Raw genomic sequence first — 26,421 nt, 5'->3', positions numbered from 1 at the left:
GGCGTCATTATAATGACGCCTGTTCATGCCTGCGCCGGTTGGCAAACCCGTTGTAATCAGGAAATTTCATGGAAAATCAACCTAAGTTGAACAGTAGTAAAGAAGTCATCGCCTTTTTGGCTGAGCGGTTCCCGCTCTGTTTTACCGCCGAAGGCGAAGCACGCCCATTAAAGATCGGTATCTTTGCGGATTTGGTCGAGCGCGTGCAAGGTGAAGAGAATCTGAGCAAAACTCAGTTACGCTCTGCTCTGCGTCTGTATACCTCAAGCTGGCGTTATCTGTACGGCGTTAAAGTCGGTGCAGAACGTGTGGATCTTGATGGTAATTCATGTGGCGTTCTCGAAGAGCAGCACGTAGAACATGCCCGTAAACAGTTGGAAGAAGCTAAAGCCCGTGTTCAGGCACAACGTGCAGAACAACAGGCTAAACGTCGTGAAGCCGGTGAAACCACTGAGCCACGTCGTCCACGTCCGGCCGCTAAAAAACCTGCGCCGCGTCGTGAAAATGCGCCCGCAGCTGTGGCTGGTCAGGAAAATCGCAAACCACGTACACCTCGCCCACCGCGTGAGGAAAAACGTGAACCGCGTCAGGTGCCAGTAACAGACATTTCAAAACTGCAAATTGGCCAGGAAATCAAAGTCAGAGCAGGTAAGAGTGCGATGGATGCAACCGTATTGGAAATTGCCAAAGACGGTGTTCGCGTTCAACTCTCTTCGGGTCTGGCGATGATTGTACGCGCAGAACATTTGCAGTTCTGATACGGAGGCCAACTCAGGCATGAACAAATTTGTCAGATTAAGCGTTATCGCGGGTCTGTTAATGGCAGGTGCGGGGCTGGTGAATACCAGCTTTGCAGCGAACGAGAGTACACCGGTGACTCTCGCTCAACTTCCTAATTTAACGCAAGATCCGCAGGATGCAACGGTGAGCGAGCGTGTGACTGCTCGCTTTACCCGTTCACATTATCGTCAGTTCGACCTTAATGCCGATTTCTCAGCGAAAATCTTCGACCGTTACCTCAACATGCTCGATTATGGCCATAACGTATTAATGGCTTCCGATGTTGCACAATTTACTGATAAACGTGCCACCTTGGGTGAGGAACTGAAATCCGGTCAGTTAACCACGCCATATGCCTTATTCAATCTGGCTCAGAAACGCCGCTTCGAACGCTATGACTATGCGTTAAAAGTGCTTGAGCGCCCGATGGATTTCACTGGCAACGACACCATTGAACTTGATCGCAGCAAATCACCGTGGCCGAAAGACCGTGCTGAGCTGGACAAATTGTGGGATGCGAAAGTCAAATATGACGAGCTGAACCTCAAACTGACCGGCAAGAACGATCAGGAAATTCGTGATGTGTTGTCCAAGCGCTATCATTTTGCGATGAAACGCCTGACGCAAAGCAACAGCGAAGATGTGTTCCAGTTGGTTATGAATGCTTTCGCGCATGAAATTGACCCGCACACTAACTATCTGTCGCCGCGCAGCACCGAACAGTTTAATACCGAAATGAGCCTGTCTCTGGAAGGTATTGGTGCGGTCTTGCAGGGGGACGACGATTATACCGTCATCAATTCGATGGTTGCTGGCGGCCCGGCGGCCAAAAGTAAAGCCATTGCGGTGGGTGACCGTATTGTGGGTGTCGGTCAGGTTCAGGCAGGCAAACAGACTCCGATCGTTGATGTGATCGGATGGCGTCTCGATGATGTGGTTGCGTTAATCAAAGGGCCAAAAGGCAGCAAAGTCCGTCTGCAGATCTTGCCAGCGGGTAAAAATGCCAAGAACCATATGATTACGCTGACCCGCGAGAAGATTCGTCTCGAAGATCGCGCCGTCAAAATGACCATCAAAAATGTGGGTGCTCAAAAAGTCGCTGTGATGGACATTCCTGGCTTCTATGTGGGCCTGACGGATGACGTCAAAGTTCAGTTGCAGAAAATGGCTAAGCAGAACGTTAACAGTCTGGTTATCGATCTGCGTACCAACGGTGGTGGCGCTCTGACGGAAGCGGTTTCGCTGTCAGGTCTGTTTATTCCAAGTGGCCCGGTAGTTCAGGTACGCGACAACAATGGCCGCATCCGTCAGGACAGCGATACCGATGGCGTTGTTTACTATAAAGGTCCGCTGGTGGTTCTGGTTGACCGTTTCAGTGCTTCGGCATCTGAAATTTTCGCAGCCGCTATGCAGGATTATGGCCGTGCGCTGATTGTCGGTGAGCCGACCTTTGGTAAAGGTACCGTTCAGCAGTATCGTTCGCTGAACCGTATTTACGACCAGATGCTGCGCCCTGAATGGCCTGCGCTCGGTTCTGTGCAATACACTATCCAGAAGTTCTATCGCATCAACGGTGGCAGTACTCAGCGTAAAGGGGTTACCCCGGATATCCTGATGCCAACCGGTATTGAATCGATTGAAACCGGCGAGAAGTTCGAAGATAACGCACTTCCGTGGGATAGCATTAATGCGGCAACTTACACCAAATTAGGCGACATGAAACCGTTCCTGCCTGAATTGCTGAAAGCCCATGAAGCCCGCATTGCGCAAAATCCTGAGTTCCAGTATATCCAGCAAGATATTGCGCGTTACAAGGCGCTGAAAGACAAACGTAACATTGCCTCTCTGAATTATGCACAGCGTGATAAAGAAGACAAAGAGGATGATGTACTGCGTCTTAATCGCCTGAACGAACGCTTCAAGCGTGAAGGCAAGAAGCCGCTGAAATCTCTCGACGATTTGCCGAAAGATTATGTTGCTCCGGATCCTTACCTTGATGAAGCCGACAACATTGCTGTTGATCTCGGTAATCTGGAAAAGTCACAGGCTGATCAGGCCCCGGCGAAATAACTCTTGTGAAGGTCAGACTGAAAGCGCACTCCGGTGCGCTTTTTTTATGCGTTTATTGTGCATAAAGTTCCTGAACTCTCATTCACGGTTATTCTAAAAACGTCGAAATTTCAGATCCGTCTGTGAATAAAACGCTTCAAAATGTAAAGTATTGTGAATTCAGGTCTTCAGAACGCATGAGCTCTTGAATCCTGATAAGAAGCCCATAGGATCAGGACAACCGGATGTGCTATGTGCCGGTAGTAGTGACTCTGCTAATAACAATGAAGTAACAATGAGGAAGTGAAATTTTATGATGCGTATAGCGTTGTTCCTGCTGACTAACCTGGCCGTTATGCTGGTCTTCGGGCTGGTGCTTAGCCTGACTGGCATTCAGCACAGCAGCGTGCCGGGGCTGATGATCATGGCCGGGCTGTTTGGCTTCGGTGGTGCCATTGTCTCGTTGCTGATGTCGAAATGGATGGCGTTACGCTCGGTGGGTGGTGAAGTTATTGAGCAGCCTCGTAATGAAACTGAGCGCTGGCTGATGGAAACCGTACGCCGTCAGTCGCATCAGGCAGGCATTGCGATGCCACAAGTGGCCATTTACCACGCACCCGATATTAATGCGTTCGCGACTGGCGCGCGCCGTGATGCCTCTCTGGTGGCCGTCAGTACCGGACTGCTGCAAAGCATGAGCCAGGACGAAGCTGAGGCAGTTATTGCCCATGAAATCAGCCATATTGCCAACGGCGATATGGTGACCATGACCCTGATTCAGGGGATCGTGAACACCTTCGTGATCTTCATTTCACGTATTATCGCGCAGGTGGCGTCTGGTTTCCTTTCCGGCAACCGTGATGGCGAAGAAAGCAGCAACGGCAACCCGCTGATTTATTTTGCCGTGGCGACCGTACTGGAACTGGTATTCGGTATTCTGGCCAGCATCATTACAATGTGGTTCTCGCGCCATCGTGAATTCCATGCGGATGCGGGTTCTGCAAAACTGGTAGGCCGTGAAAAAATGATTGCTGCATTGCAGCGACTGAAAACCAGCCATGAACCGCAGGAAGCGGGCAGCATGATGGCATTTTGCATCAACGGTAAGTCTAAGTCATTCAGTGAGCTGTTTATGTCCCACCCGCCGCTGGATAAGCGTATCGAAGCGCTGCGCAGTGGTGCATATATTAAGTAATCAACCTTTGGTTATTACTGATAAAAAAACCCGGCGAGTTGCCGGGTTTTTTTATGTCAGGATTTCAGGTTATCCGCCTCTTTCTGGCTGCTGGTTTTCTGCGTCATCCTCAGCAAGCTGACCAGTGCGCCGGTTCCGGCCAGAGTCCCTGCAAGGATCAAAGAGGCATGAGTGCCATGCATCGGGAACAGGTTAAACATTAAGGCAACCATCGCCGCGCCGGTTGTCTGGCCCAAAAGCCGTGCGGTTCCCAGCAGGCCGCTTGCGCCGCCACTGCGGTTTCGCGGGGCTGAACTGATGATCGTGTGATTATTCGGCGACTGGAATAACCCAAAACCGGCACCGCACAGCAACATGCGCCAGATGATATTCAGATGTGAAGGTTCCGCTGGCAGCAATGACAATGAAAAGAGCCCGAACGAGAACACAACCAGACCAATCCCGCCCAGCATTCCCGGATGGAAACGTTCAACCAGACGCCCGGCGATCGGTGCCATCACCATCGTCGCCAGCGGCCACGGGGTGAGCAGGAGACCTGTTTCCACGGAATTCAGACCGAGTGTGTTTTGCAGGAAGAAGGGCAGTGAAACAAAAGCCAGCATCTGAGCGCTGAAAGAACACAGCGAAGTGCCCAGGGACAGACTGAAAATAGGAATGCGCAATAAATCGATCGGCAGCAGCGGGAAAGGCTGCGAAAGCTGACGGTGTACAAAGAACCAGCCGATGATAAGAAGGGCAATGATTTCCCCCAGGATAAGCATACGGCTCTGACCTTGTGCAAAGCCGCTGATAGCGCTGATCAGCAGGCCAAAGGTCAGGGCATTCATCAGGCTGCTGACGATATCAAAACGCTGACCCTGACTTCGTGTCGGGTTGGCCGGTAAGAACTTCAGACCGAGTATCAGAGCCACAATACCAATCGGAACGTTGATGGCGAACAGCCATTGCCAGGAGGCTACCGACAGAATACCGGCGGCAATGGTGGGTCCGGCCGCTGCCGAGACGGCGACGATGAGTGCATTAATCCCCACGCCACGCCCTAAGAAACGCTGCGGATAAATAATTCGTATCAGCGCGGTATTCACGCTCATGATCGCTGCCGCCCCGAAACCTTGTAACACGCGGGCGACAGTCAGTGTCATCAGTGAATCCGACAAGGCGCAGAAGAGAGAGGTGATACTGAATACCAGAAGGCCCGTCTGGTAAATGCGGCGGTAGCCGAAAATGTCACCCAGCGAAGCCAGCGAAAGCAGGGAAATCGTGATCGCCAGCTGATAGGCGTTAACCACCCAGATAGAGGTTGCCGGGCTGGCATGGAAATCATTAGCGATAGTGGGCAACGCGACGTTAGCGATAGCGCCATCCAGTACAGAAACAGTAATACCCAGCGCAATCGCCAGAATAGCGCCATATCGTTGTGGAATGGCTAATCCGTCAGCAGGTGTAGGAGTCATGAGTTCTGTCAGTGCGTAGTCATCAGAGAGGGTAATATTACTACGCTAATTAACGTAAAGTGACAATTGTCACATGATGTAATGAATTTTATCTTTCTGCCGGGAATGAAGCTGGCTTAACAGTTCTTACATTCTTGATCAATGGGTTGATTGCTTCTCAGCGGTGCTTGCCATTATAATAAAAACTACGTTCTATTTTTTTTGAAACAATCTCAACGCGAGCAGGTAATACACCCTATGGCTATCGCAGATCTTGATAAGCAACCCGATTCCGTCTCCTCAGTCCTGAAAGTTTTTGGCATTTTACAAGCACTGGGGGAAGAGCGTGAGATTGGTATTACTGAACTTTCTCAGCGCGTAATGATGTCTAAAAGCACGGTTTATCGTTTTCTTCAGACGATGAAATCTCTGGGCTATGTCGCGCAGGAAGGGGAATCAGAGAAATATTCCCTGACGCTCAAGTTGTTTGAACTGGGTGCCAAGGCATTACAAAACGTCGATCTTATCCGCAGCGCCGATATCCAGATGCGAGAATTGTCCCGTCTGACCCGCGAAACGATCCACCTCGGTGCACTGGATGAAGACGGAATTGTCTACATCCATAAAATTGATTCGATGTACAACCTGCGGATGCATTCGCGCATTGGTCGTCGTAATCCGCTGCACACCACCGCGATCGGTAAAGTGTTGCTGGCGTGGGGTGATAAAGCAGAAGTCAGCGCGCTGTTGCAGGAAATTGAATTTACCCGCAGTACTGAAAATACCATCATGAATGCTGCTGATTTGCAGACTGCGTTGGATCAGGTTCGCGCGCAGGGGTTCGGTGAAGACAACGAAGAGCAGGAACAAGGGCTTCGTTGTATCGCGGTTCCGGTATTCGACCGCTTTGGTGTGGTCATTGCTGGCTTGAGTATTTCTTTCCCGACGATTCGTTTCTCGGAAGAAAGCAAAAGTCATTACGTGGAAATGCTGCATACTGCTGCGCGTAATATTTCAGAGCAAATCGGTTTTCACGACTATCCGTTCTGAATAATCGCGTTCTGAGTCAGTGCAGTATTTCGTGCATAAAAAAACCGAAGCCACTAGCTTCGGTTTTTTTGTTTGCAGCAATCTGAAATTAACGGTGAGCCAGCTCAGCCGTTTCTTCAGCATCCATCACCGATTTATCAGTCTGTTTCAGCAACTGGCTGGTTATAGTACCGGCAGTCATTGAACCGCTAACATTCAGTGCGGTACGGCCCATATCAATCAGGGGCTCAACAGAAATCAGCAGGGCAACCAGCGTAACCGGCAGGCCCATGGCAGGCAACACGATCAGGGCTGCAAATGTTGCACCACCACCCACACCGGCAACACCCGCAGAGCTCAGGGTAACAATACCCACTAATGTTGCAATCCATACCGGATCAAACGGGTTGATGCCGACCGTTGGTGCAACCATTACGGCCAGCATGGTCGGGTACAGGCCGGCACAACCGTTCTGACCGATCGTTGCCCCGAAAGATGCCGCAAAGCTGGCGATAGATTCAGGAATACCCAGGCGACGTGTCTGCGCTTCAACGCTCAGCGGGATGGTTGCGGCACTGGAACGGCTGGTGAAAGCAAACGTCAGTACCGGCCACACTTTACGGAAAAATTTAGCCGGGTTAACACCGGTGAATGACAGCAGTACCGCGTGAACAACAAACATAATGCCCAGACCCAGATAAGACGCGACAACGAAGCTGCCGAGCTTAATGATGTCCTGAATGTTTGAGCCCGCGACCACTTTGGTCATCAGAGCCAGTACGCCGTACGGGGTCAGTTTCATGACCAGACGCACCAGCTTCATCACCCATGCCTGCAGGGTATCGATAAAGGCCAGAATGCGCGGACCTTTCTCTGCATCATCTTTCACCAGTTGCAGGGCCGCAACACCGACGAAAGCGGCGAAGATCACGACACTGATGATTGATGTCGGGCTTGCGCCTGTCAGGTCAGCAAACGGGTTCTTAGGTATAAAGGAAAGAATCAGCTGAGGCACGCTCAGATCAGCCACTTTGCCGACATAGTTAGACTGAATTGCTGTCAGCCGCGCCGTTTCCTGCGTGCCCTGGACCAGGCCGTCAGCGGTGAGACCGAACAGGCCAGTCACGAAGATGCCCACCAGAGAAGCGATAAGCGTGGTGAACAGCAGAGTACCGATCGTCAGGAAGCTGATTTTGCCCAGCGCTGACGCGTTATGCAGTTTCGCTACCGCGCTCAGAATAGAGACGAAAACCAGAGGCATGACGATCATTTGCAGCAACTGGACGTAGCCGTTACCGACAATATTGAACCAGCTAATTGAAGTTTTCAGTACCGGATCATCGGAACCGTAGATCAGCTGCAAAGCCAGGCCAAATACGACACCCATAGCCAGACCCAGCAAAACTTTTTTTGCCAGGCTCCATTGCTTGTGGCGGGTTTGCGCCAGCAGCAAAAGCAGGGCAACAAAAACCACTACGTTAAGAACGAGCGGAAGATTCATACCAGACTCCAAACTTATAATTTTGATAAATGAAACGGGTGTTTCCGAAAAGGACTGCACCATCCCAAAGCATTGGGGTGCAGAATAGCAGTTTGAGGGCCTGACTATTTATATCCAAAAGTAATGCTTTATAACTTTTTGGTGTTATTTGTATTGATTTCCACCAAAACGGCAGTCTTTCATACTACTCAAATGAATAATTTCAGAATGTGATTAAAAAAGTCCGGATTTATTGCACCAATGATGGGCGTCCAGTCTGGCCAGAAAAGCGTCAGGCCGACCAGCATGAGACAAAGTGTGCGTTCGAGCTGATTACCTTTCTGACTGTTAATCAGGGGCAACCGGAAACGCCATCGACAAGGCCAGAGCAGCGGCACCCCTGCGGGCGTCAGCATATCCGCCAGAATATGGCTGAGATAACCGATAATCATGGCATGGAAAGCGTCAGCGGGGATTACCCAGTCGCGAGGGAAATGGGTGCGCAGCAGGAAAATCCCACCGGCCACAGCCAGCAAACTGTGAGTGAACCCACGGTGGCCAAAAACCCTGGCGATGGGGGCTGACAACCATTTGAGACGTTGACCCAGCATCGATTTAGGGTGATCAATGTCGGGCAGCAGACAGGTAAGTAAAGACCCTGGAATGATATGCCACCAGTCGCCATGTGCCAGTTCGGGAGAAAGCTGTGCCTTCTTAGCAAATACTGCGCAGGCAATTGAGAAAATGATGTGACCTTCCGCCGTCATGACGCGTCCGAACTGGATAACTGTTATTTTATCCAGTATAAGTGAAACTGTCACAATCTTGGAAGTGATACCCTGTAACTAATTGTCAACGGGCTGATAAAAAAGAAAAAGGCGTATAAAAATACGCCTTTCTGATGTCACTTATTACGCCGTTAACGTGCCAGCCAACCGCCATCAACGGCAATCGTGTAGCCATTAACGTAGTCGGAGGCTTTTGACGCCAGAAAGACCACCGGCCCCATGACATCTTCCGGCAAGCCCCAGCGCCCGGCGGGGATCCTGTCGAGGATTTCTTTGCTACGCTCTTCATCGGCGCGCAACTGCTCGGTATTATTTGTGGCCATGTATCCCGGCGCAATCGCATTCACATTGACGTTATGCTTCGCCCATTCATTGGCCATCAGTCGGGTCAGACCCATGACGGCACTTTTTGACGCCGTATAGGAGGGCACCCGGATCCCACCCTGATACGAGAGCATGGAGGCAATATTGATAATTTTGCCGCCGTTACCCTGTTTGATGAACTGCTTCGCCACGGCCTGTGACATAAAGAACAGCGTTTTGCTGTTCACATTCATCACATCGTCCCAGTTTTTCTCGCTGAAGTCGATGGCATCTTCGCGGCGGATAATCCCGGCGTTATTGATCAGAATATCGATATGACCAAATTCCCCGACCGCTTTCCCAATCAGTTCAGGAATACCTTTGATATTGCTCAGATCAGCCCTCAGATCAAGAAAACGACGGCCCAGCGCAGTAACTTTTTTTTCCGTTTCTTCAGGTGCGGAGACATTAATGCCCACAATATCGCATCCCGCCTGCGCGAGACCAAGTGCCATGCCCTGGCCCAGCCCGGTATTGCAACCGGTGACGATTGCGACTTTGCCGCTTAATTCAAATGAACTGAGGATCATATTCAGGGTCTCTTTTGCAACGGCATGTTCGCCATAAAAAATGAGTGGCTCTGCCGGTTAAGGCAGAGCAAGAGGGAGTTAGCGCAGTTCGCTGACTTTGACGTGATCCATGTCGTCGAATACCTGATTCTCGCCGACCATACCCCAGATGAAGGTATAGTTCTTGGTACCCACACCGGCGTGAATCGACCAGCTAGGAGAGATGACAGCCTGTTCGTTGTGCACTAATAAATGACGGGTTTCCTGCGGCTGTCCCATCATGTGGAACACGGCGGTTTCTGCTTCCATATTGAAGTAGAAATACACTTCCATACGGCGTTCATGCGTATGGCAAGGCATGGTATTCCACAGACTTCCTTCTTCCAGTTTGGTCAGCCCCATGGTTAGCTGACAGGTTTCCAGAACGTCCGGCACGATGAATTTATTGATGGTGCGACGGTTGCTGGTGGCTGCATCACCGATGGTCTGCGGAGAGGCTTCCGCCAGCGTGATTTTTTTGTTCGGGAAAGTGGTGTGGGCCGGCGCACTGTTGTAATAGAACTTGGCCGGTTTGGACGCATCAACGCTGCTGAACTCGACCCGCTTTGCCCCTTTGCCGACATATAACGCTTCTTCATGACCGATTTCATACGTCGTACCGTCAACCACAATCAGGCCCGGGCCGCCGATGTTAATCACGCCGAGTTCGCGACGTTCGAGAAAATAGCTCACGCCAAGCTGTTTACCGACTTCATCACCCACGGATACCGTTTTTTCAGCGGGCATGACACCGCCGACAATGATGCGGTCGATGTGGCTGTAAGTCATGGTATAGGCATTTTTCTCAAAGATTTTCTCAATGAGAAATTCACGGCGTAATTCAGCGGTATCAAGCATTTTCGCGTGGTCGCTGTGGATACTTTGACGAACTTGCATGTGGGCGCCTCTCATGGATAACGATATTAAGGAGGACTTACCGGGCTAGTCTGACCGTTGCGTGGCAGTGACAGCGTACAGAAGCAGGAGAGCTCCCGGCTCGTCCTTGTTGCAGGAATCATAGGTTCATTGGCATATGAATTCAATAAAAATGAAATAACGTTTTATTTATTTTATGAGTCAGTTCAAGATTTACGAAATTAAACGAAGCTTTGAAAATTGTGGCAGGGGAAATGCGTAGGGAAGGCAATTTAAAAAGAAGTGAAAGCAGAGAAGATGCGCAGCCGCTCATGCTGCTGCGCATAAATTTTAGCTGATGTGTGCCACACGCAATTCTTCAAGGGAAGAAAGTTTGACATCGGCGAGCGCCCAGCGAGGATCCACACTGTATTCATGGTCCGGCACCACCACCGAGCGCATACGCGCGGCTTTGGTGGCGATCATGCCGTTAAAGGAATCTTCGAGTGTCACACAGTTCAGCGGATCAACCTGTAATTCTCCGGCAGCCAGCAGATAAACTTCAGGATGCGGTTTGCTGTACGGCAGTTTTTCCGCAGAAACACGAACCTCAAAGAAGGATTGTAAATTAAACATTTCCAGCACGATATCGAGCATAAACAGCGGTGATGCAGACGCGAGGCCAATCTTCAGCCCCTGCTCACGGCAAAGCTCGAGGGCATGATTAACGCCAGGCAACAGCGGCCGGGTTTGCTCCACCAGTTCAATCGTGCGGGCGATGATCATTGAGGACACTTCCTCCTGATCAGGCCCCTGCCACGGAAGCGCCTGATACCACATCCTGACCACCTGATCGATACGCAAACCCAGCGTATCCGGTAGCAAATGGCGCTGTGAAATATCAACGCCCAGGCGACTGAAAACGTCCAGCTCAGCCTGAGTCCATAACCGTTCAGAATCAATTAACAGACCATCCATATCGAAAATTGCTGCATTAACAGGGCGGACATAAGCCATGAAAGCGGACTCCCTCACAATAAATAGAAACTCACTCTAACATCGGCGGGAATGCAGGTGAAATCTGATGTGAAAATGGTCAGGACGGTCCGTTCCCTGTGCACCATTACGCTAACTGATTAAAACATTGGGCGGAGCAGGCTTTCTGTGGGTAAACTTAGCCGTTGCTTTAGGTATCCTAACAAGGGGAATTCATGACGTACCAACAAGCCGGACGTGTGGCAGTAATTAAACGAATTGCGGGGTGGATCATTTTTATCCCTGCGCTGCTTTCCACGCTGATTTCTTTGCTGACTTTTATCAACGAGCACACTAAGACGGAGCAGGGCATCAACGCGGTCATGCTGGATTTCATCCACGTGATGGTGGATATGGTGAAGTTCAATACCTCGTTTCTCAACGTCTTTTGGTACAACTCACCGGTGCCGGCTTTAGGGCAGGGTGTCACCAGCGCAAACATCATGTTCTTCATTATCTACTGGCTGATTTTCGTAGGGCTGGCACTTCAGGCTTCCGGCGCGAGAATGTCCCGTCAGGTAAAACACATTCGCGAAGGTATCCAGGATCAGCTTATTCTGGAACAGGCAAAAGGTGCTGAAGGTCGTACCCGTCCGCAAATTGAAGAGCGTATCGTGATACCGCGACACACGATTCTGGTGCAGTATTTCCCGTTGTATATTTTGCCCATCATCATCGCTGTGATCGGCTATTTCATTTTGAAATTATTAGGATTAATTGCCTGATAATTTGAAGGCATATTTATCACGGGTTTCTGTGAGCATGAAAAATAAGGCCTGAATATTAACGTGTTCAGGCCTTATTTACACAGTGCTAAAATAGTCATCCCGCTAACTGATATCTTCGTGTAACAACCTTTCGATGGCGCGTTGCGCCACGACAAGATGCTGACCACCGAATAAATTACTGCGGTTAAGCAGGTAATATAACTGGTAGACCGGTTGCCTCGAAATGAAGTCGTCAGGGAGTGGCGTTTTACTCTGATAGCCATCATATAATTGTGGCGGAACATTGGGGTACAACGGCAACATCGCCAGATCGCATTCCCGGTCTCCCCAGTAGCAGGCGGGATCAAAAATCACCGGGCCATCATCAGATAAGCCACAGTTATGCGGCCATAAATCGCCGTGTAAAAGTGAAGGTTGCGGCTGATGATTCTGTAAACGTGCATGAACCATGGCGGTGATATCTTCGATATTGCCAAACGTCATCCCTTTTTCGGCGGCCAGTTGCAACTGCCAGCCAATACGTTGCTCAGCAAAAAAAGTGGCCCAGCGCCGTTGCCAGCTGTTAGGTTGAGGAAGCGTCGCCAGTTCATTATCGAAATCCAGACCGAATTGCAGTTGTTCACTCCACTGGTGCAACGTGGCAAGTTGCTGGCCTAACACATAGGCATTATGTGCATCCAAAGGTTTTTGCGGGATATATTCGAGTAAGAGGAAACTGTAATCACGGTCGCTACCTACACCATACACTTCCGGCACCCGGACAGTCTGGCTACGCGCAAGCAGGGCCAGTTGATCGGCTTCAGCGGCAAAGATAGGCAACATTTCGCGCGCATTGCATTTTACAAACACGTCCCTGTCGCCGTAACTCAGCCGCCAGGCCGGGTGGATTTCGCCTCCCGGAAGCTCAACACGTTCGCGAATTTCAGCATTGCCTAAGTGTTCACTCAACAAACGATTGACGGCTTGCCACATGGTATTACCCCTTCTGACTGGCCCGATAATTCATTAAGTTAGCGTTTTTTCAGCTTCGAAAACCCGATCCGGCGCACGGCTGAATCAGATGATGACGTCAATTTATGCAATTTCTGAGATGACTAAATAGAAATCGTCATCAGCGAACAGGTTAATTTAGGAATATGTGACATGAAAGAGGTTTTATAAGCGGAATTGTCTTATCGACATATTCCTAACCCCCTTGTTTAACAAAACAATAATAATAATAGACTAAAAATATATTCAGGTGTTGGAAGAAGATGTATATGCTACATCTCGTCCCAGTCGCGAGAGAGATAACGTGAAACCAAACATTCTTTATTTGATGGCCGCGCTGTTGCTGGCGGGTTGCGCTAAAGAAACACCGGTTCAGACTACGCATTTTTTGAATCCATCGCCGCCACCTCAGCGCGATACCTCACTAATGCATCCGGGGCCTTATGGTGATGTTATTCACCAGGCGGCAAATACTTACGGCGTCGACGAAACACTTGTTAAAGCAATCATTCAGGTCGAATCTGGATATAACCCAACCGTTGTCAGCAAATCGAATGCGATTGGGTTAATGCAGCTAAAGGCCTCAACGGCAGGACGCGATGCCTACCGGATGAAAGGTCGTTACGGTCAGCCTACCCCGCGTGATTTAAAAGATCCGGCGGTGAACATCGATCTTGGAACGGCTTATTTAAGCATTTTACAACAGCAGCTTGCCGGCATTAATAACCCTGAAACCCGCCGTTACGCCACCACGCTGGCGTATGTGAACGGAGCAGGGGCGTTGCTGAGAACGTTTGATAAAGATAAAACGTATGCGATTGCGAAAATCAATCTGATGACGCCTGCTGAGTTTTCTGCCCATGTGCAGAAAAAACATCCGGCACCACAAGCTCCACGCTATTTGTGGAAAGTGAACAATGCTTACCTTGCCATGCGGTAAGCATTGATGTTTCCGCCAGTGGCTCAGGCTGCTGGCGGGAAGGTTTTGATAATCTCAATAACACCGTTGATAACGAACTGAACGCCCATACACACCAGCAAAAATCCCATCAGACGTGAAATTGCTTCAATCCCGCTTTTCCCGACCAGACGCATAATCGCCCCGGAACTGCGCAGAGAGATCCATAAAATCAACCCCACTAAAAAGAAAATCATCACCGGCGCAACGGTAATGATCCAGTGCGGAAAGTCAGATGACCTTACTGTCGACGCGCTGCTGATGATCATGGCGATGGTACCCGGTCCGGCGGTACTTGGCATCGCAAGAGGAACAAAAGCGATATTCGGTGAATCCTGCTTCTTCATTTCAGCCGTTTTGTTTTCGATAAGGATTCTTTCCTCCACGTGTGGCTGCGGGAACAGCATTCTGAAACCGATAAAGGTGACAATAAGCCCCCCCGCAATGCGCAGACCGGGAATGGAAATCCCGAACGTATTCATCACCACCTGTCCTGCGTAATACGCCACCATCATGATGATAAACACATACACTGAGGCCATCAGCGACTGCTGGTTTCTTTCCTGTGTGGTCATATTCCCTGAAAGGCCGAGCATCAAAGCCACGGTTGTCAGCGGATTTGCCAGCGGAAGCAGTACCATCAGGCCCAATCCCAGTACTTCAAACAACTGCCTGACTTCTGTCATATCCATCCCTTTTTAAAATGCTGCCCAGGTTAACTTAACGTGTCAGGGGAGATTACACGAAAAATATCCGTGTATAGCAACACAGGTTGCTGGAAATTCGCACTTTACGAATGCTAAACTCATCGCCTGTTTTCGCGTCGCATCCCGGTACAATGAGATGATGTATTCAGGGTGCCTATATTTGGCAAGGTAAAGCTAAATAGCGTGAATAACTACATGTAGTTAAACTCAAATATTTTTCTAGATGTGCTCTGTCGTGTGGGGCACCACTGTAGATTAAGGAATTAGCATGCCTGTCATTACTCTTCCTGATGGAAGCCAGCGCGTTTTTGATCGCCCCGTTTCTCCCCTTGATGTTGCCCTTGATATCGGTCCAGGCCTGGCGAAAGCCTGTATTGCTGGTCGTGTTAACGGCGAACTGGTGGATGCAACCGATCTGATTGAAGTGGATGCACAACTGGCGATCATCACCGCGAAAGACGAAGCCGGTCTTGAAATTTTGCGTCACTCCTGTGCGCACCTTTTGGGTCATGCCATTAAACAACTGTGGCCAGACACCAAAATGGCAATCGGCCCGGTTATCGATAATGGCTTCTACTACGACGTCGATTTAGATCGTACGCTGACTCAGGAAGATATCGAACTGCTTGAAAAGCGCATGCACGAACTGGCTGAAAAGAATTACGACGTCATTAAAACGAAAGTCAGCTGGCAGGAAGCGCGCGATACCTTTGCAAGCCGTGGCGAAGAATACAAAGTGGCGATTCTGGATGAGAACATCAGTCATGATGATCGTCCGGGCTTGTACCACCATGAAGAATACGTCGATATGTGCCGTGGTCCGCACGTACCGAACATGCGTTTCTGCCATCATTTCAAACTGCAGAAAACCTCCGGTGCTTACTGGCGTGGCAACAGTGATAACAAAATGCTGCAACGTATCTACGGCACTGCATGGGCAGATAAAAAGCAACTTAATGCCTATATTCAGCGTCTGGAAGAGGCCGGTAAACGCGATCACCGTAAGATTGGTAAGCAGCTTGACCTGTACCACATGCAGGAAGAAGCGCCAGGTATGGTGTTCTGGCACAACGACGGCTGGACTATTTTCCGTGAACTGGAAGCCTTCGTACGCATGAAACTGAAGTCATACGACTATCAGGAAGTGAAAGGCCCGTTCATGATGGACCGCGTGCTGTGGGAAAAAACAGGTCACTGGGAAAACTACAAAGAAGCAATGTTCACCACTTCTTCTGAAAACCGTGAATATTGCATCAAGCCAATGAACTGTCCGGGGCACGTTCAGATCTTCAATCAGGGGCTGAAATCATACCGTGACCTGCCATTGCGTATGGCTGAATTCGGCAGTTGCCACCGTAATGAACCCTCTGGCGCATTGCACGGCCTGATGCGCGTTCGTGGCTTCACTCAGGACGATGCTCACATCTTCTGTACTGAAGAGCAGGTGCGTGATGAGGTGAACAGCTGTATCCGCATGGTTTACGACATGTACAGCACTTTTGGCTTCGAAAAGATTGTGGTGAAATTATCCACCCGCCCTGAGAAGCGCATTGGTACTGACGAAATGTGGACTCGCGCTGAGGATGATCTGGCAGCTGCGCTGACTGAAAACGACATTCCGTTCGAATATCAACCGGGTGAAGGCGCGTTCTACGGTCCGAAAATTGAATTTACCTTGCATGATTGTTTGGATCGTGCGTGGCAGTGTGGTACCGTGCAGCTCGACTTTTCATTACCGGGTCGTTTGAACGCCTCTTATATTGGCGAAAGTAACGACCGTCAGGTTCCGGTAATGATTCACCGTGCTATCCTGGGTTCAATGGAGCGCTTCATCGGTATTCTGACTGAAGAATACGCGGGCTTCTTCCCAACCTGGATGGCTCCGGTACAGGTAGTGATCATGAATATCACTGACTCACAAGCTACCTATGTCGAAGAATTAACTAAAAAACTGCAAGATGCAGGCATTCGCGTTAAAGCCGACTTGAGAAATGAGAAGATTGGCTTTAAAATTCGCGAACACACGCTACGCCGTGTTCCTTATATGTTAGTTTGTGGCGATAAAGAGGTCGAGGCAGGCAAAGTTGCTGTTCGTACTCGTCGCGGCAAAGACTTAGGAAGCATGGATGTTAGCGAAGTCGTTGACAAACTGCTGGCGGAAATCCGCAGCAGAAGTCTTCATCAACTGGAGGAATAAAGTATTAAAGGCGGAAAACGAGTTCAACCGGCGCGTCCTAATCGCATTAACAAAGAGATTCGCGCGCAAGAAGTTCGCCTCACCGGCGTCGATGGCGAGCAGATTGGTATTGTCAGTCTGAATGAAGCTCTTGAAAAAGCTGAGGAAGCGGGCGTCGATTTAGTAGAAATCAGTCCGAATGCCGAGCCGCCAGTTTGTCGAATCATGGATTACGGCAAATTCCTCTACGAGAAGAGCAAGTCGACCAAAGAGCAGAAAAAGAAACAAAAAGTTATTCAGGTTAAGGAAATCAAATTCCGACCTGGTACCGATGATGGCGACTATCAGGTCAAACTACGCAACCTGATTCGCTTTCTGGAAGATGGCGATAAAGCCAAAATCACCCTGCGTTTCCGTGGGCGTGAAATGGCGCACCAACAGATCGGTATGGAAGTGCTTAACCGCGTCCGTAAAGACCTGTGTGAAGATTCTGAACTGGCCGTTGTCGAATCCTTCCCTACGAAGATCGAAGGTCGTCAGATGATCATGGTGCTCGCACCTAAGAAGAAACAGTAAGGCTTCCAAGTAATCCTGCTGCGCGGTGTTTGCACCGCGTATGCTGGATTCGCCTTTCTGATTCATGTTAATAACAATGCGAAGTGGAATTTAAAATGCCAAAGATCAAAACAGTACGCGGCGCCGCTAAACGCTTCAAAAAAACCGCCAACGGTGGTTTTAAGCGTAAGCACGCAAACCTGCGTCATATTCTGACCAAAAAAGCTACTAAGCGTAAACGTCACTTGCGTCCAAAAGGCCTGGTATCCAAGAACGATTTGGGTCTGGTCTCTGCATGTCTGCCGTACGCATAAATACACTTTTTTTCATCTAGAATATAAAACTCAGGAGAGCATATGGCTCGCGTAAAACGTGGTGTGATTGCACGTGCACGTCACAAGAAAATCTTAAAACAGGCGAAAGGCTACTACGGTGCCCGTTCTCGCGTATATCGTGTTGCATTCCAGGCTGTTATCAAAGCTGGTCAATACGCTTACCGTGACCGTCGTCAAAAGAAACGTCAGTTCCGTCAGCTGTGGATCGCGCGTATCAACGCAGCAGCTCGTCAGAACGACATGTCTTACAGCAAATTCATTAACGGCTTGAAAAAAGCTTCTATTGAAATTGACCGTAAGATCTTGGCTGACATCGCAGTATTCGACAAAGTGGCATTCTCTGCACTGGTCGAAAAAGCGAAAGCAGCACTGGCGTAAGTCAGGTGAAAGGGGGAGCTTGCTCCCTCTTTTATATTTTGTGTTTAAAAACATTCTGTTTCGTTGTTTAATACCCTTTGTTTGATATTCAGAATCCCGGTACAAGATTTACAACCGATAAGGTAACGCAAGCATGAATGCTGCTATTTTCCGTTTCTTTTTTTACTTTAGCGCCTGACTCAGGAAGGCTTTCGCGCGTAAGAGAAGAAACGAAAAGTAGCGCTTAAGCCTCCCTCGTGGAGGCTTTTTTGTATCTGTGCTTTATACACTAAGGTCCAGGGTAAGATCGCGCCCCTGATCCATCACGGTTATTTTACATCGGGCCATATTGGCCAGAAGAAGAGGAAAGCAATGCCACATCTCGCAGAGCTGGTTGCCAATGCCAAGGCCGCCGTAGAGAGTGCTCAGGATATCGCCGCGCTGGATAACGTGCGTGTCGAATATCTGGGTAAGAAAGGCCACCTGACACTCCAGATGACAACGCTCCGTGAATTACCTGCGGAAGAGCGCCCTGCTGCGGGCGCGGTCATCAATGAAGCGAAAGCGCAGGTTCAGGAAGCCCTGAACGCGCGTAAAAATATGCTGGAGTCCGCCGAACTGAATGCCCGTCTGGCTGAAGAAACGATTGACGTTTCCCTGCCTGGTCGTCGTATCGAAAACGGTGGTCTGCACCCGGTGACCCGTACTATCGACCGCATTGAAACCTTCTTTGGTGAATTAGGCTTTACCGTGGAAACCGGTCCTGAAATCGAAGATGACTATCACAACTTTGATGCGCTGAACATTCCGGGTCATCATCCGGCACGTGCCGATCATGATACTTTCTGGTTTGATACCAAGCGCCTGCTGCGTACGCAAACTTCCGGTGTTCAGATCCGTACGATGAAAGACCAGCAGCCGCCGATTCGTATTATCGCGCCGGGTCGCGTCTACCGTAACGATTACGATCAGACTCATACCCCGATGTTCCATCAGATGGAAGGTCTGATTGTTGATAAAGACATCAGCTTTTCCAACCTGAAAGGCACATTGCATGATTTCCTGAACAACTTCTTTGAAGCTGATTTGCAGATCCGTTTCCGTCCTTCCTATTTCCCGTTCACAGAGCCTTCTGCAGAAGTGGATGTGATGGGTAAAAATGGCAAATGGCTGGAAGTGCTGGGTTGCGGCATGGTACATCCGAATGTTCTGCGCAATGTGGGCATCGACCCAGAGGTCTATTCCGGTTTTGCCTTCGGGATGGGGATGGAACGTTTGACTATGTTGCGCTATGGCGTGACTGACCTGCGTGCATTCTTCGAAAACGATCTGCGTTTCCTCAAACAGTTTAAGTAAGGCGGGAATATCACATGAAATTCAGTGAACTCTGGTTGCGTGAGTGGGTAAACCCAGCCATCAGCAGCGAAGCATTATCAGACCAAATTACCATGGCCGGCCTGGAAGTTGATGGCATTGAGCCGGTTGCAGGCGCATTTAATGGCGTGGTTGTCGGTGAGGTTGTCGAATGCGGTCAGCACCCGAACGCAGACAAACTGCGTGTGACCAAAGTCAACGTGGGCGGGGATCGTCTGCTGGATATCGTCTGTGGCGCACCAAACTGCCGTCAGGGCCTTAAAGTTGCGGTAGCGACTGTGGGTGCTGTATTGCCGGGTGATTTCAAAATCAAAGCGGCCAAACTGCGTGGTGAACCTTCAGAAGGCATGTTGTGTTCTTTCTCTGAGTTGGGTATTTCCGAAGATCATGACGGTATCATCGAACTGCCGCTGGATGCGCCGGTCGGCACCGATATCCGTGAATTCCTGAAGCTCGACGACACCACGATTGAAATCAGCGTAACGCCAAACCGTGCTGACTGTCTGGGTATCCTTGGCGTAGCGCGTGATGTCGCTGTTATTAACCAGTTGCCACTGGTTGAGCCGGAAATGAACCCGGTAAAAGCCACTATTGATGCCACCCTTTCCATTGATGTGCAGGCACCACAAGCGTGTCCACGTTATCTGGGGCGCGTTATTAAAGGCATCAACGTTAAAGCGCCAACGCCGCTGTGGATGCGTGAAAAACTGCGTCGTTGCGGTACCCGTTCTATCGACGCTGTGGTGGATATCACTAACTACGTGTTAATCGAACTCGGTCAGCCAATGCATGCGTTTGATCTGAACCGCATCAGTGGCGGCATTGTTGTGCGCATGGCGCAGCCAGGCGAACCGCTGACTTTGCTTGATGGTACACAGGCGAAACTTGCGGAAGATACGCTGGTGATTGCAGACCATGAGAAAGCGCTGGCGATGGCCGGTATCTTTGGTGGTGAACATTCAGGTGTGAACGACGAGACGCAGGATGTCCTGCTGGAATCTGCTTTCTTCGCGCCACTGTCCATCACCGGTCGTGCTCGTCGCCAGGGTCTGCACACTGATGCATCCCATCGCTATGAGCGTGGTGTTGATCCCCAACTACAATTCAAAGCCATTGAACGCGCGACTGCATTGTTGCTGAGTATTTGCGGCGGGGAAGCGGGCCCGGTTATTGAAGCCACTTCCGAAGCTGATTTGCCGAAAGCGGCAACTATCACCCTGCGTCGTGAAAAGCTGGATCGCCTGATCGGCCATCACGTTGAAGATGCACAGGTCACTGACATTCTGACCCGTCTGGGTTGCCAGGTTCAGCATCACGGCGATCACTGGGTGGCTGTTGCACCAAGCTGGCGCTTCGATATGCAAATCGAAGAAGACCTGGTGGAAGAGGTGGCCCGTGTTTACGGCTACAACAATATCCCTGATGTACCGGTGAAAGCCAGCCTGGTGATGACTAAACACCGTGAAGCCAATCTTTCGCTGAAACGTGTGAAAAATCTGCTGGTTGACCGCGGTTTCCAGGAAGCGATCACTTACAGTTTTGTCGATCCAAAAGTGCAGGCTCTGCTGCATCCTGGCGAAGAAGCGCTGATTCTGCCTAGCCCGATCTCGGTAGAAATGTCCGCCATGCGTCTTTCCCTGTGGTCAGGTCTGCTGACTGCGGTGGTCAATAACCAAAATCGTCAGCAAAGTCGCGTACGTTTATTTGAAAGCGGCCTGCGCTTTGTGCCTGATAGTCAAGCCGATTTGGGTATCCGTCAGGACGTCATGCTGTCTGGTGTGATCTCAGGCACTAAAAATGAAGAGCATTGGGATCTGGCGCGTCAGGCAGTTGACTACTACGATTTGAAAGGTGATCTTGAGGCTATTCTTGAGCTTACCGGCAAAATGAACGATGTGCAGTTCAGGGTGGAAGCGAATCCTGCGTTGCATCCTGGGCAGAGCGCTGCGATTTATTTGCATGGCGAACGTATTGGTTTCATTGGTGTAGTACACCCTGAGCTGGAACGTAAACTCGATCTTAATGGCCGTACGGTGGTCTTCGAACTGTTGTGGAACAAGGTCGCGGACCGCGTACTGCCTGATGCGAAAGAGATTTCCCGCTTCCCGGCGAACCGTCGTGACATCGCTGTTGTAGTGGCCGAAAACGTGGCCGCAGATGATATTTTGGCAGAGTGTAAGAAAGTTGGCGCAAATCAGGTAGTTGGCGTAAACTTGTTTGATGTGTACCGTGGCAAGGGCGTAGCTGAGGGTTACAAGAGCCTGGCTATCAGTCTGGTGTTGCAGGATACCGGCCGTACACTGGAAGAAGAGGAGATCGCCGCTACCGTTGCAAAATGTGTAGAGGCTCTAAAACAGCGATTCCAAGCATCCTTGAGGGATTGAACCTATGGCGCTTACTAAAGCTGAAATGTCAGAACACCTGTTTGAGAAGCTCGGGCTGAGCAAACGGGATGCCAAAGACCTTGTTGAAATATTTTTCGAAGAAGTACGTCGTGCTTTGGAAAATGGCGAGCAAGTTAAACTGTCTGGCTTTGGCAACTTTGATCTGCGTGACAAAAACCAACGTCCGGGACGTAACCCGAAAACCGGCGAAGATATTCCGATCACGGCGCGTCGTGTGGTGACTTTCCGTCCGGGACAGAAATTGAAAAGTCGTGTAGAGAATGCCACTCCGAAAGAATAAGTAAAAACATCAAAAAGGCCGCGAAAGCGGCCTTTTTTTTGCCTGATTTATAAGAGCACTGTGTCATCGAAAGAAATGCATTATAACGCTTTTAAGTTATTAGCACAGAAAGTGAAAAGATAGTGTTAAAGGGGTAGGCGGTTCAGGATTAGTCTGATAGATTAAATTTCAAGATCAGAAAGGAACTTCGGTTTATTATTTGCCTGAATATCATTTCAATAAAAAGGGGCCGAAGCCCCGATGATAACTTACTCATTATGTTCAGTTAATAATATACGCATATTAATGCCTGAATAAATAATGCCGGAAAGATTAACCGCGAACTGAAGAGTAAAATTAGAAAAGATGACTAGTGGTTATAGAACATACGCGGTCCGCCCGGACCGTGACCACCACCGCCGTGACCGCCGCCAGGACCCCAAAATGGTGGGAATAAACAGCCGCTGAGGCTGACGACAATCAGAGCAACGCTAAGCAGAGCTAAAATACGACGCATAAAACTTATCCTTTGTTTGAATAAACAGGGCGATTATAAATAGAATGCAGGTGGGTTGTTGTCAGGCTTACGTTAAGATTTGTTAGCGTCGTAATAAGAATTTAATTGATAATAAACACCTTGCTGTTGAATTATTTCAACCCGGACATGTTTGTTTTTTTATTGTAAGTTCAGAGCAAGTTATCCGAAAATACGCCTATTTCTTATATTTTATTCAATACCTGACTGATATAAAAATCACGTCATAAAATAATAAAGAAGGCGTAACTCACGTGAAAAAATCTCTCTTATTGCTGTGTTGTGCACTGGCTTTGCCTGTGATCGCGCAGGCAAATGTTTCTGTTGACCTCAACGTACCTGGCGTATCACTTCACCTCGGGGATCAGGATCAACGCGGTTACTATTGGGATGGTTATGACTGGCGTCCACCGCAGTGGTGGCATGACCACAAGGGCCATCATTACGGTGAGCGTAATGAACACGGTATGTACTGGCATGGTAATCGCTGGGACGCTAAACCACCGCAGCGCGGCCATGACAAGCCAGGGCATAACCAGCCCGGACCGCAGCCCCATAATCAGGGCCGTCCAAACGGTCATGATAATAATGGTCATCAGGGGAACGGTCAGCCGATCCCGCCAAACGGCTATCAGGGACACTGAACCTCACTGTAATCCGGAAAGTGTCCGAAGCCGGTGCTCAGCCACCGGCTTTTTTATTTTCTATTTGTGGCATTCCCCTGTTCTTCTCTAGAGCTAACTGCTTAATATCGGTAGGATAGTCACTTCCCGTCAGCCTCAGGAATCAGCCATTCATGCCTATCCCGCAGACCTTTTCTGCTTTTGAACAGCAACAGAAAGACCGTGACCGCCGCTGGTTATACGGGCTGAGTATGCTGTTATTGCTGATATGGGCGTTCAGTCTGAGTGCGGGCGAAAGCTGGCTGTGGCCGGATCAATGGCTGGGCGCTGAGGCGCGTCTCTTCGTGTGGCAATTACGGTTTCCGCGCGCTGTCGCTGTCATTTTGGTGGGGGCAAGTCTCGCTGTTTCTGGCGCAGTGATGCAGTCGTTGTTCGAAAATCCCCTTGCTGAGCCTGGTTTGCTTGGCGTTGCCAATGGTGCCTGCGTCGCGCTGGTTTTTTGTGTCATGCTAAGCCACGGCCTGTTGCCCGTCTGGATCATGAGTCTGGCCGCCATCGCCGGGGCTTTGGTTGTCACTTTCTTTCTGCTGTATATCGCCCGTAAACGCCTTCTGACGAATGCCCGTATGCTGCTTGTCGGGATTGCAATTGGGATTGCCTGCAGTGCTTTAATGACCTGGGCTATTTATTTCAGCAATAATCTCGATTTACGGCAACTGATGTACTGGATGATGGGCGGATTTGGCGGTGTTGACTGGGATCAGATCTGGCTGGGATGCATGTTGCTGCCCGTTTTACTGTGGCTGGTCAGGCAGGGGAATACGCTCAATCTGTTGTCGCTTGGGACACAGCAGGCGAGGCAACTCGGCATCCCGCTGAACACCTGGCGCTATATTCTGGTGCTTGCCGTTGGCTGGATGGTCGGGCTGAGCGTCGCCTTATCGGGCGTCATCGGTTTTATCGGACTGATCATCCCGCACATTCTCAGGCTTTGCGGGATCACCGATCAGCGCCGTTTATTGCCTGCTTGTGCACTTTGCGGTGCTTCAGTTTTATTGTTAGCGGACGTGCTGGCCCGGATTGGTTTATCTGCGGCGGAACTGCCGGTTGGCGTGGTAACCGCCACGCTGGGTGCACCGGTATTCATCTGGTTGCTGACCAGAACCGGACAAATCCGCTGATCCTTTCCGGTGTGTCGGCTATGCTGTTCCCTGAAACCCCTTTCCCTAACCTACAAATATCAGGATAAAAACGATGAGTAATGAAATTTATAATATCTCCCTGAAAACTATCGATGGTGAAACTACCACGCTCGGTGCTTATAAAGGTTCAGTATTGCTGGTCGTGAATGTGGCCTCGCAATGTGGCCTGACCAAGCAGTACGAAGGGCTGGAAAATATCTATCAGGCATGGCACGACCGCGGTTTTGAAGTACTGGGCTTCCCGTGCAACGAATTCGGTGCCCAGGAGCCGGGGACAGAAGATGAAATCAAAACTTTCTGCACGACCCAATTTGGCGTGAAATTCCCGATGTTCAGCAAAATCAACGTCAACGGAGACCATCGTCATCCGCTGTATTCAGCGCTGATTGCGGCCTGTCCGACAGCAGTCAAACCGGAGGACAGTGCATTCTATGAGCGTCTGGCCAGTAAAGGTCGCCAGCCTCTGAAGCCCGATGACATCTTGTGGAACTTTGAGAAATTCCTGATTGGTCGTGACGGCACCGTGGTCCAGCGTTTCGCACCCGATATGACACCGGAAGATCCGATCCTCATGGAAACCATCAAAGCGGCACTGGCGAAATAATTTGCGTGTGAATACACCGATGCTGGAATGTCGTGAGATAACCGTTGCGGGGCGGCTTCGTGCATTTAGCACCCAGGTTATGCCGGGCTGTCGGATCCACATCATCGGCCCGAATGGCGCCGGGAAAAGCACTTTGCTGACCCGTCTGGCCGGTATGTCAGCAGGGGACGGCGAGGTTATTCTCGACGGACAACGGCTGACTGACATTCCCGGCCCCCGGCAGGCACGTCTTCGCGCCTGGTTATGTCAGCAACTGACACCGGCATCCCTGATGCCGGTATTTCAATATTTGTCCCTTCATCAGCCGCAAAAAGTGGATCCCGCCGTTCTTGAGCGCACGATTTCATATTTATGTGATGCTCTGCATCTCAGCGATAAACTTGGCCGCCCGGTTACGCATTTGTCTGGTGGGGAATGGCAGAGGGTGAGGCTGGCGGCGGCTTTATTGCAGGTGTGGCCGACGGTGAATCCTGACAGTCAGCTTTTATTCCTTGATGAGCCGATGAACAGCCTGGATGTTGCCCAGCAACAGGCGCTGGATCAGCTGCTTTCGGCGTTTTGCGCGGCAGGTCGTTCCGTGGTGTTAAGCGATCATGATCTCAACCACACCCTGCATTACGCGCATCAGGTCTGGCTCATGTCGCAGGGTCAGGTGATGGCGGCGGGAAAATGTGCTGATGTCATGCAGTCTGAAATACTCTCAGACGTATACAAAGTGGCATTTCAGATACACGAACTGGCTGGCAGGCAATGGATAATGGCAACCTGAGATTTACCTGAGCTTAATGCATAGCGGTTTAATTATATTATTATTAGGTTTTACGCTTTATCTCAATTCCTATTTGGTCATAAAAAACGCAAGTAATGCATTTTTTTAATAAAGTTCACTTTTTCTTAAAAAAACAAAATCAATGTAATTATTTGTTATTAAATGGCTTTTCCATTTAGACGTTATTTAATTTTTGTTTATTTACTTTCTGTTTAACTTCACCAAGCTGGCAAATCCTTAAGGTTAAATTAAGATTAAACCGACATCATAAGATCCCTAATTTCACGAT

Annotated in this window: 27 protein-coding genes and 1 other annotated feature; of the genes, 18 read left to right on the top strand and 9 right to left on the bottom strand. The window is 49.8% G+C overall.

Translation table 11 applies throughout. From position 1 onward, the window contains the following. Positions 1–68: 68 nt before the first annotated feature. The 3 genes from proQ (at position 69) to htpX (ending at position 4,024) form a co-directional block, all read left to right on the top strand. Entirely contained in the window at positions 69–758 is a 690-nt protein-coding gene (gene proQ / locus RAHAQ2_RS13910; protein WP_015697850.1) for an RNA chaperone ProQ, read from the top strand. Positions 759–777: 19 nt separating this feature from the next. After that, positions 778–2,850, top strand: a complete 2,073-nt coding sequence (gene prc / locus RAHAQ2_RS13905) for a carboxy terminal-processing peptidase (protein WP_015697849.1) — start codon at positions 778–780, stop codon at positions 2,848–2,850. 292 nt (positions 2,851–3,142) lie between these two features. Next, the gene (htpX, locus tag RAHAQ2_RS13900; protein ID WP_015697848.1) at positions 3,143–4,024 is read left to right on the top strand and encodes a protease HtpX; all 882 of its coding nucleotides are present in this window, start codon (positions 3,143–3,145) and stop codon (positions 4,022–4,024) included. Positions 4,025–4,080: 56 nt separating this feature from the next. Here htpX and RAHAQ2_RS13895 read toward each other — a convergent pair whose 3' ends face one another. Beyond that, positions 4,081–5,478, bottom strand: coding sequence for an MFS transporter (locus RAHAQ2_RS13895; protein WP_015697847.1), 1,398 nt, complete (start codon positions 5,476–5,478; stop codon positions 4,081–4,083). 237 nt (positions 5,479–5,715) lie between these two features. On the opposite strand from RAHAQ2_RS13895, the gene kdgR reads away from it, so the two are divergent. Next, positions 5,716–6,507, top strand: coding sequence for a DNA-binding transcriptional regulator KdgR (gene kdgR / locus RAHAQ2_RS13890; RefSeq protein ID WP_013576147.1), 792 nt, complete (start codon positions 5,716–5,718; stop codon positions 6,505–6,507). Positions 6,508–6,595: 88 nt separating this feature from the next. Here kdgR and RAHAQ2_RS13885 read toward each other — a convergent pair whose 3' ends face one another. The 5 genes from RAHAQ2_RS13885 to hxpB form a co-directional block, all read right to left on the bottom strand. After that, positions 6,596–7,987 carry an L-cystine transporter gene (locus RAHAQ2_RS13885; protein ID WP_015697846.1) on the bottom strand — a complete coding sequence of 464 codons (1,392 nt, stop codon included), beginning with the start codon at positions 7,985–7,987 and terminating at the stop codon, positions 6,596–6,598. Between the two features lie 188 nt (positions 7,988–8,175). Further along, the gene (locus RAHAQ2_RS13880) at positions 8,176–8,733 is read right to left on the bottom strand and encodes a metal-dependent hydrolase (RefSeq protein WP_015697845.1); all 558 of its coding nucleotides are present in this window, start codon (positions 8,731–8,733) and stop codon (positions 8,176–8,178) included. 152 nt (positions 8,734–8,885) lie between these two features. Continuing rightward, entirely contained in the window at positions 8,886–9,647 is a 762-nt protein-coding gene (kduD, locus tag RAHAQ2_RS13875; protein WP_015697844.1) for a 2-dehydro-3-deoxy-D-gluconate 5-dehydrogenase KduD, read from the bottom strand. Between the two features lie 78 nt (positions 9,648–9,725). Beyond that, positions 9,726–10,562, bottom strand: a complete 837-nt coding sequence (gene kduI / locus RAHAQ2_RS13870; protein WP_015697843.1) for a 5-dehydro-4-deoxy-D-glucuronate isomerase — start codon at positions 10,560–10,562, stop codon at positions 9,726–9,728. Positions 10,563–10,871: 309 nt separating this feature from the next. Further along, positions 10,872–11,537, bottom strand: coding sequence for a hexitol phosphatase HxpB (gene hxpB / locus RAHAQ2_RS13865; protein WP_015697842.1), 666 nt, complete (start codon positions 11,535–11,537; stop codon positions 10,872–10,874). A gap of 194 nt (positions 11,538–11,731) precedes the next feature. Here hxpB and RAHAQ2_RS13860 point away from each other — a divergent pair, with 194 nt between their 5' ends. After that, complete coding sequence (locus tag RAHAQ2_RS13860) at positions 11,732–12,280, top strand: YniB family protein (protein WP_015697841.1); 549 nt, start codon at positions 11,732–11,734, stop codon at positions 12,278–12,280. A gap of 105 nt (positions 12,281–12,385) precedes the next feature. Here RAHAQ2_RS13860 and RAHAQ2_RS13855 read toward each other — a convergent pair whose 3' ends face one another. Next, entirely contained in the window at positions 12,386–13,255 is an 870-nt protein-coding gene (locus tag RAHAQ2_RS13855; RefSeq protein WP_015697840.1) for a fructosamine kinase family protein, read from the bottom strand. Positions 13,256–13,577: 322 nt separating this feature from the next. On the opposite strand from RAHAQ2_RS13855, the gene RAHAQ2_RS13850 reads away from it, so the two are divergent. Then, positions 13,578–14,213, top strand: a complete 636-nt coding sequence (locus RAHAQ2_RS13850) for a transglycosylase SLT domain-containing protein (protein ID WP_015697839.1) — start codon at positions 13,578–13,580, stop codon at positions 14,211–14,213. Between the two features lie 23 nt (positions 14,214–14,236). Here RAHAQ2_RS13850 and RAHAQ2_RS13845 read toward each other — a convergent pair whose 3' ends face one another. Beyond that, positions 14,237–14,917 carry a MarC family NAAT transporter gene (locus RAHAQ2_RS13845; RefSeq protein WP_015697838.1) on the bottom strand — a complete coding sequence of 227 codons (681 nt, stop codon included), beginning with the start codon at positions 14,915–14,917 and terminating at the stop codon, positions 14,237–14,239. Between the two features lie 289 nt (positions 14,918–15,206). Here RAHAQ2_RS13845 and thrS point away from each other — a divergent pair, with 289 nt between their 5' ends. From thrS to ihfA, 8 genes are all read left to right on the top strand, one after another. Continuing rightward, positions 15,207–17,135 (top strand): threonine--tRNA ligase, encoded by a 1,929-nt coding sequence (thrS, locus tag RAHAQ2_RS13840; protein ID WP_015697837.1) that lies wholly within the window; start codon positions 15,207–15,209, stop codon positions 17,133–17,135. 3 nt (positions 17,136–17,138) lie between these two features. Then, positions 17,139–17,690: a translation initiation factor IF-3 gene (gene infC, locus RAHAQ2_RS25000; RefSeq protein ID WP_013576136.1), complete on the top strand. Its 552-nt coding sequence runs from the start codon at positions 17,139–17,141 to the stop codon at positions 17,688–17,690. 95 nt (positions 17,691–17,785) lie between these two features. Next, the gene (rpmI, locus tag RAHAQ2_RS13830) at positions 17,786–17,983 is read left to right on the top strand and encodes a 50S ribosomal protein L35 (RefSeq protein WP_013576135.1); all 198 of its coding nucleotides are present in this window, start codon (positions 17,786–17,788) and stop codon (positions 17,981–17,983) included. A 42-nt stretch (positions 17,984–18,025) separates the two neighbouring features. Continuing rightward, positions 18,026–18,382: a 50S ribosomal protein L20 gene (gene rplT / locus RAHAQ2_RS13825; RefSeq protein ID WP_013576134.1), complete on the top strand. Its 357-nt coding sequence runs from the start codon at positions 18,026–18,028 to the stop codon at positions 18,380–18,382. 128 nt (positions 18,383–18,510) lie between these two features. Then, positions 18,511–18,635 (top strand) — a sequence feature (Phe leader region). Continuing rightward, positions 18,516–18,560 carry a pheST operon leader peptide PheM gene (pheM, locus tag RAHAQ2_RS25715; RefSeq protein WP_106120997.1) on the top strand — a complete coding sequence of 15 codons (45 nt, stop codon included), beginning with the start codon at positions 18,516–18,518 and terminating at the stop codon, positions 18,558–18,560. Its footprint overlaps the feature before it by 45 nt. Before the next feature lie 98 nt (positions 18,636–18,733). Then, positions 18,734–19,717 (top strand): phenylalanine--tRNA ligase subunit alpha, encoded by a 984-nt coding sequence (pheS, locus tag RAHAQ2_RS13820; protein WP_015697836.1) that lies wholly within the window; start codon positions 18,734–18,736, stop codon positions 19,715–19,717. A gap of 14 nt (positions 19,718–19,731) precedes the next feature. Continuing rightward, positions 19,732–22,119 (top strand): phenylalanine--tRNA ligase subunit beta, encoded by a 2,388-nt coding sequence (gene pheT / locus RAHAQ2_RS13815; protein WP_015697835.1) that lies wholly within the window; start codon positions 19,732–19,734, stop codon positions 22,117–22,119. 4 nt (positions 22,120–22,123) lie between these two features. Beyond that, on the top strand, positions 22,124–22,420 hold the full coding sequence (gene ihfA / locus RAHAQ2_RS13810; protein WP_004089944.1) for an integration host factor subunit alpha: 297 nt from the start codon (positions 22,124–22,126) through the stop codon (positions 22,418–22,420). A 349-nt stretch (positions 22,421–22,769) separates the two neighbouring features. On the opposite strand, the gene RAHAQ2_RS25810 is transcribed toward ihfA, so the two are convergent. Continuing rightward, a complete protein-coding gene (locus RAHAQ2_RS25810; protein ID WP_015697834.1) occupies positions 22,770–22,916 on the bottom strand; it encodes a hypothetical protein in 147 nt (48 codons plus the stop codon). Between the two features lie 272 nt (positions 22,917–23,188). On the opposite strand from RAHAQ2_RS25810, the gene RAHAQ2_RS13805 reads away from it, so the two are divergent. From RAHAQ2_RS13805 to btuD, 4 genes are all read left to right on the top strand, one after another. Beyond that, positions 23,189–23,578: a DUF2502 domain-containing protein gene (locus tag RAHAQ2_RS13805; protein WP_015697833.1), complete on the top strand. Its 390-nt coding sequence runs from the start codon at positions 23,189–23,191 to the stop codon at positions 23,576–23,578. Positions 23,579–23,730: 152 nt separating this feature from the next. After that, positions 23,731–24,738: a vitamin B12 ABC transporter permease BtuC gene (btuC, locus tag RAHAQ2_RS13800; RefSeq protein WP_015697832.1), complete on the top strand. Its 1,008-nt coding sequence runs from the start codon at positions 23,731–23,733 to the stop codon at positions 24,736–24,738. Between the two features lie 73 nt (positions 24,739–24,811). After that, positions 24,812–25,363, top strand: coding sequence for a glutathione peroxidase (locus RAHAQ2_RS13795; protein WP_015697831.1), 552 nt, complete (start codon positions 24,812–24,814; stop codon positions 25,361–25,363). Between the two features lie 19 nt (positions 25,364–25,382). After that, positions 25,383–26,132 (top strand): vitamin B12 ABC transporter ATP-binding protein BtuD, encoded by a 750-nt coding sequence (gene btuD / locus RAHAQ2_RS13790; RefSeq protein WP_015697830.1) that lies wholly within the window; start codon positions 25,383–25,385, stop codon positions 26,130–26,132. Positions 26,133–26,421: the final 289 nt, after the last annotated feature.

Source organism: Rahnella aquatilis CIP 78.65 = ATCC 33071 (genome assembly GCF_000241955.1).
In the GTDB taxonomy this organism is placed as follows: domain Bacteria; phylum Pseudomonadota; class Gammaproteobacteria; order Enterobacterales; family Enterobacteriaceae; genus Rahnella; species Rahnella aquatilis.
The sequence above is the reverse complement of the archived record's forward strand: the minus strand, read 5'-3'. Positions and strand labels throughout refer to the sequence as shown.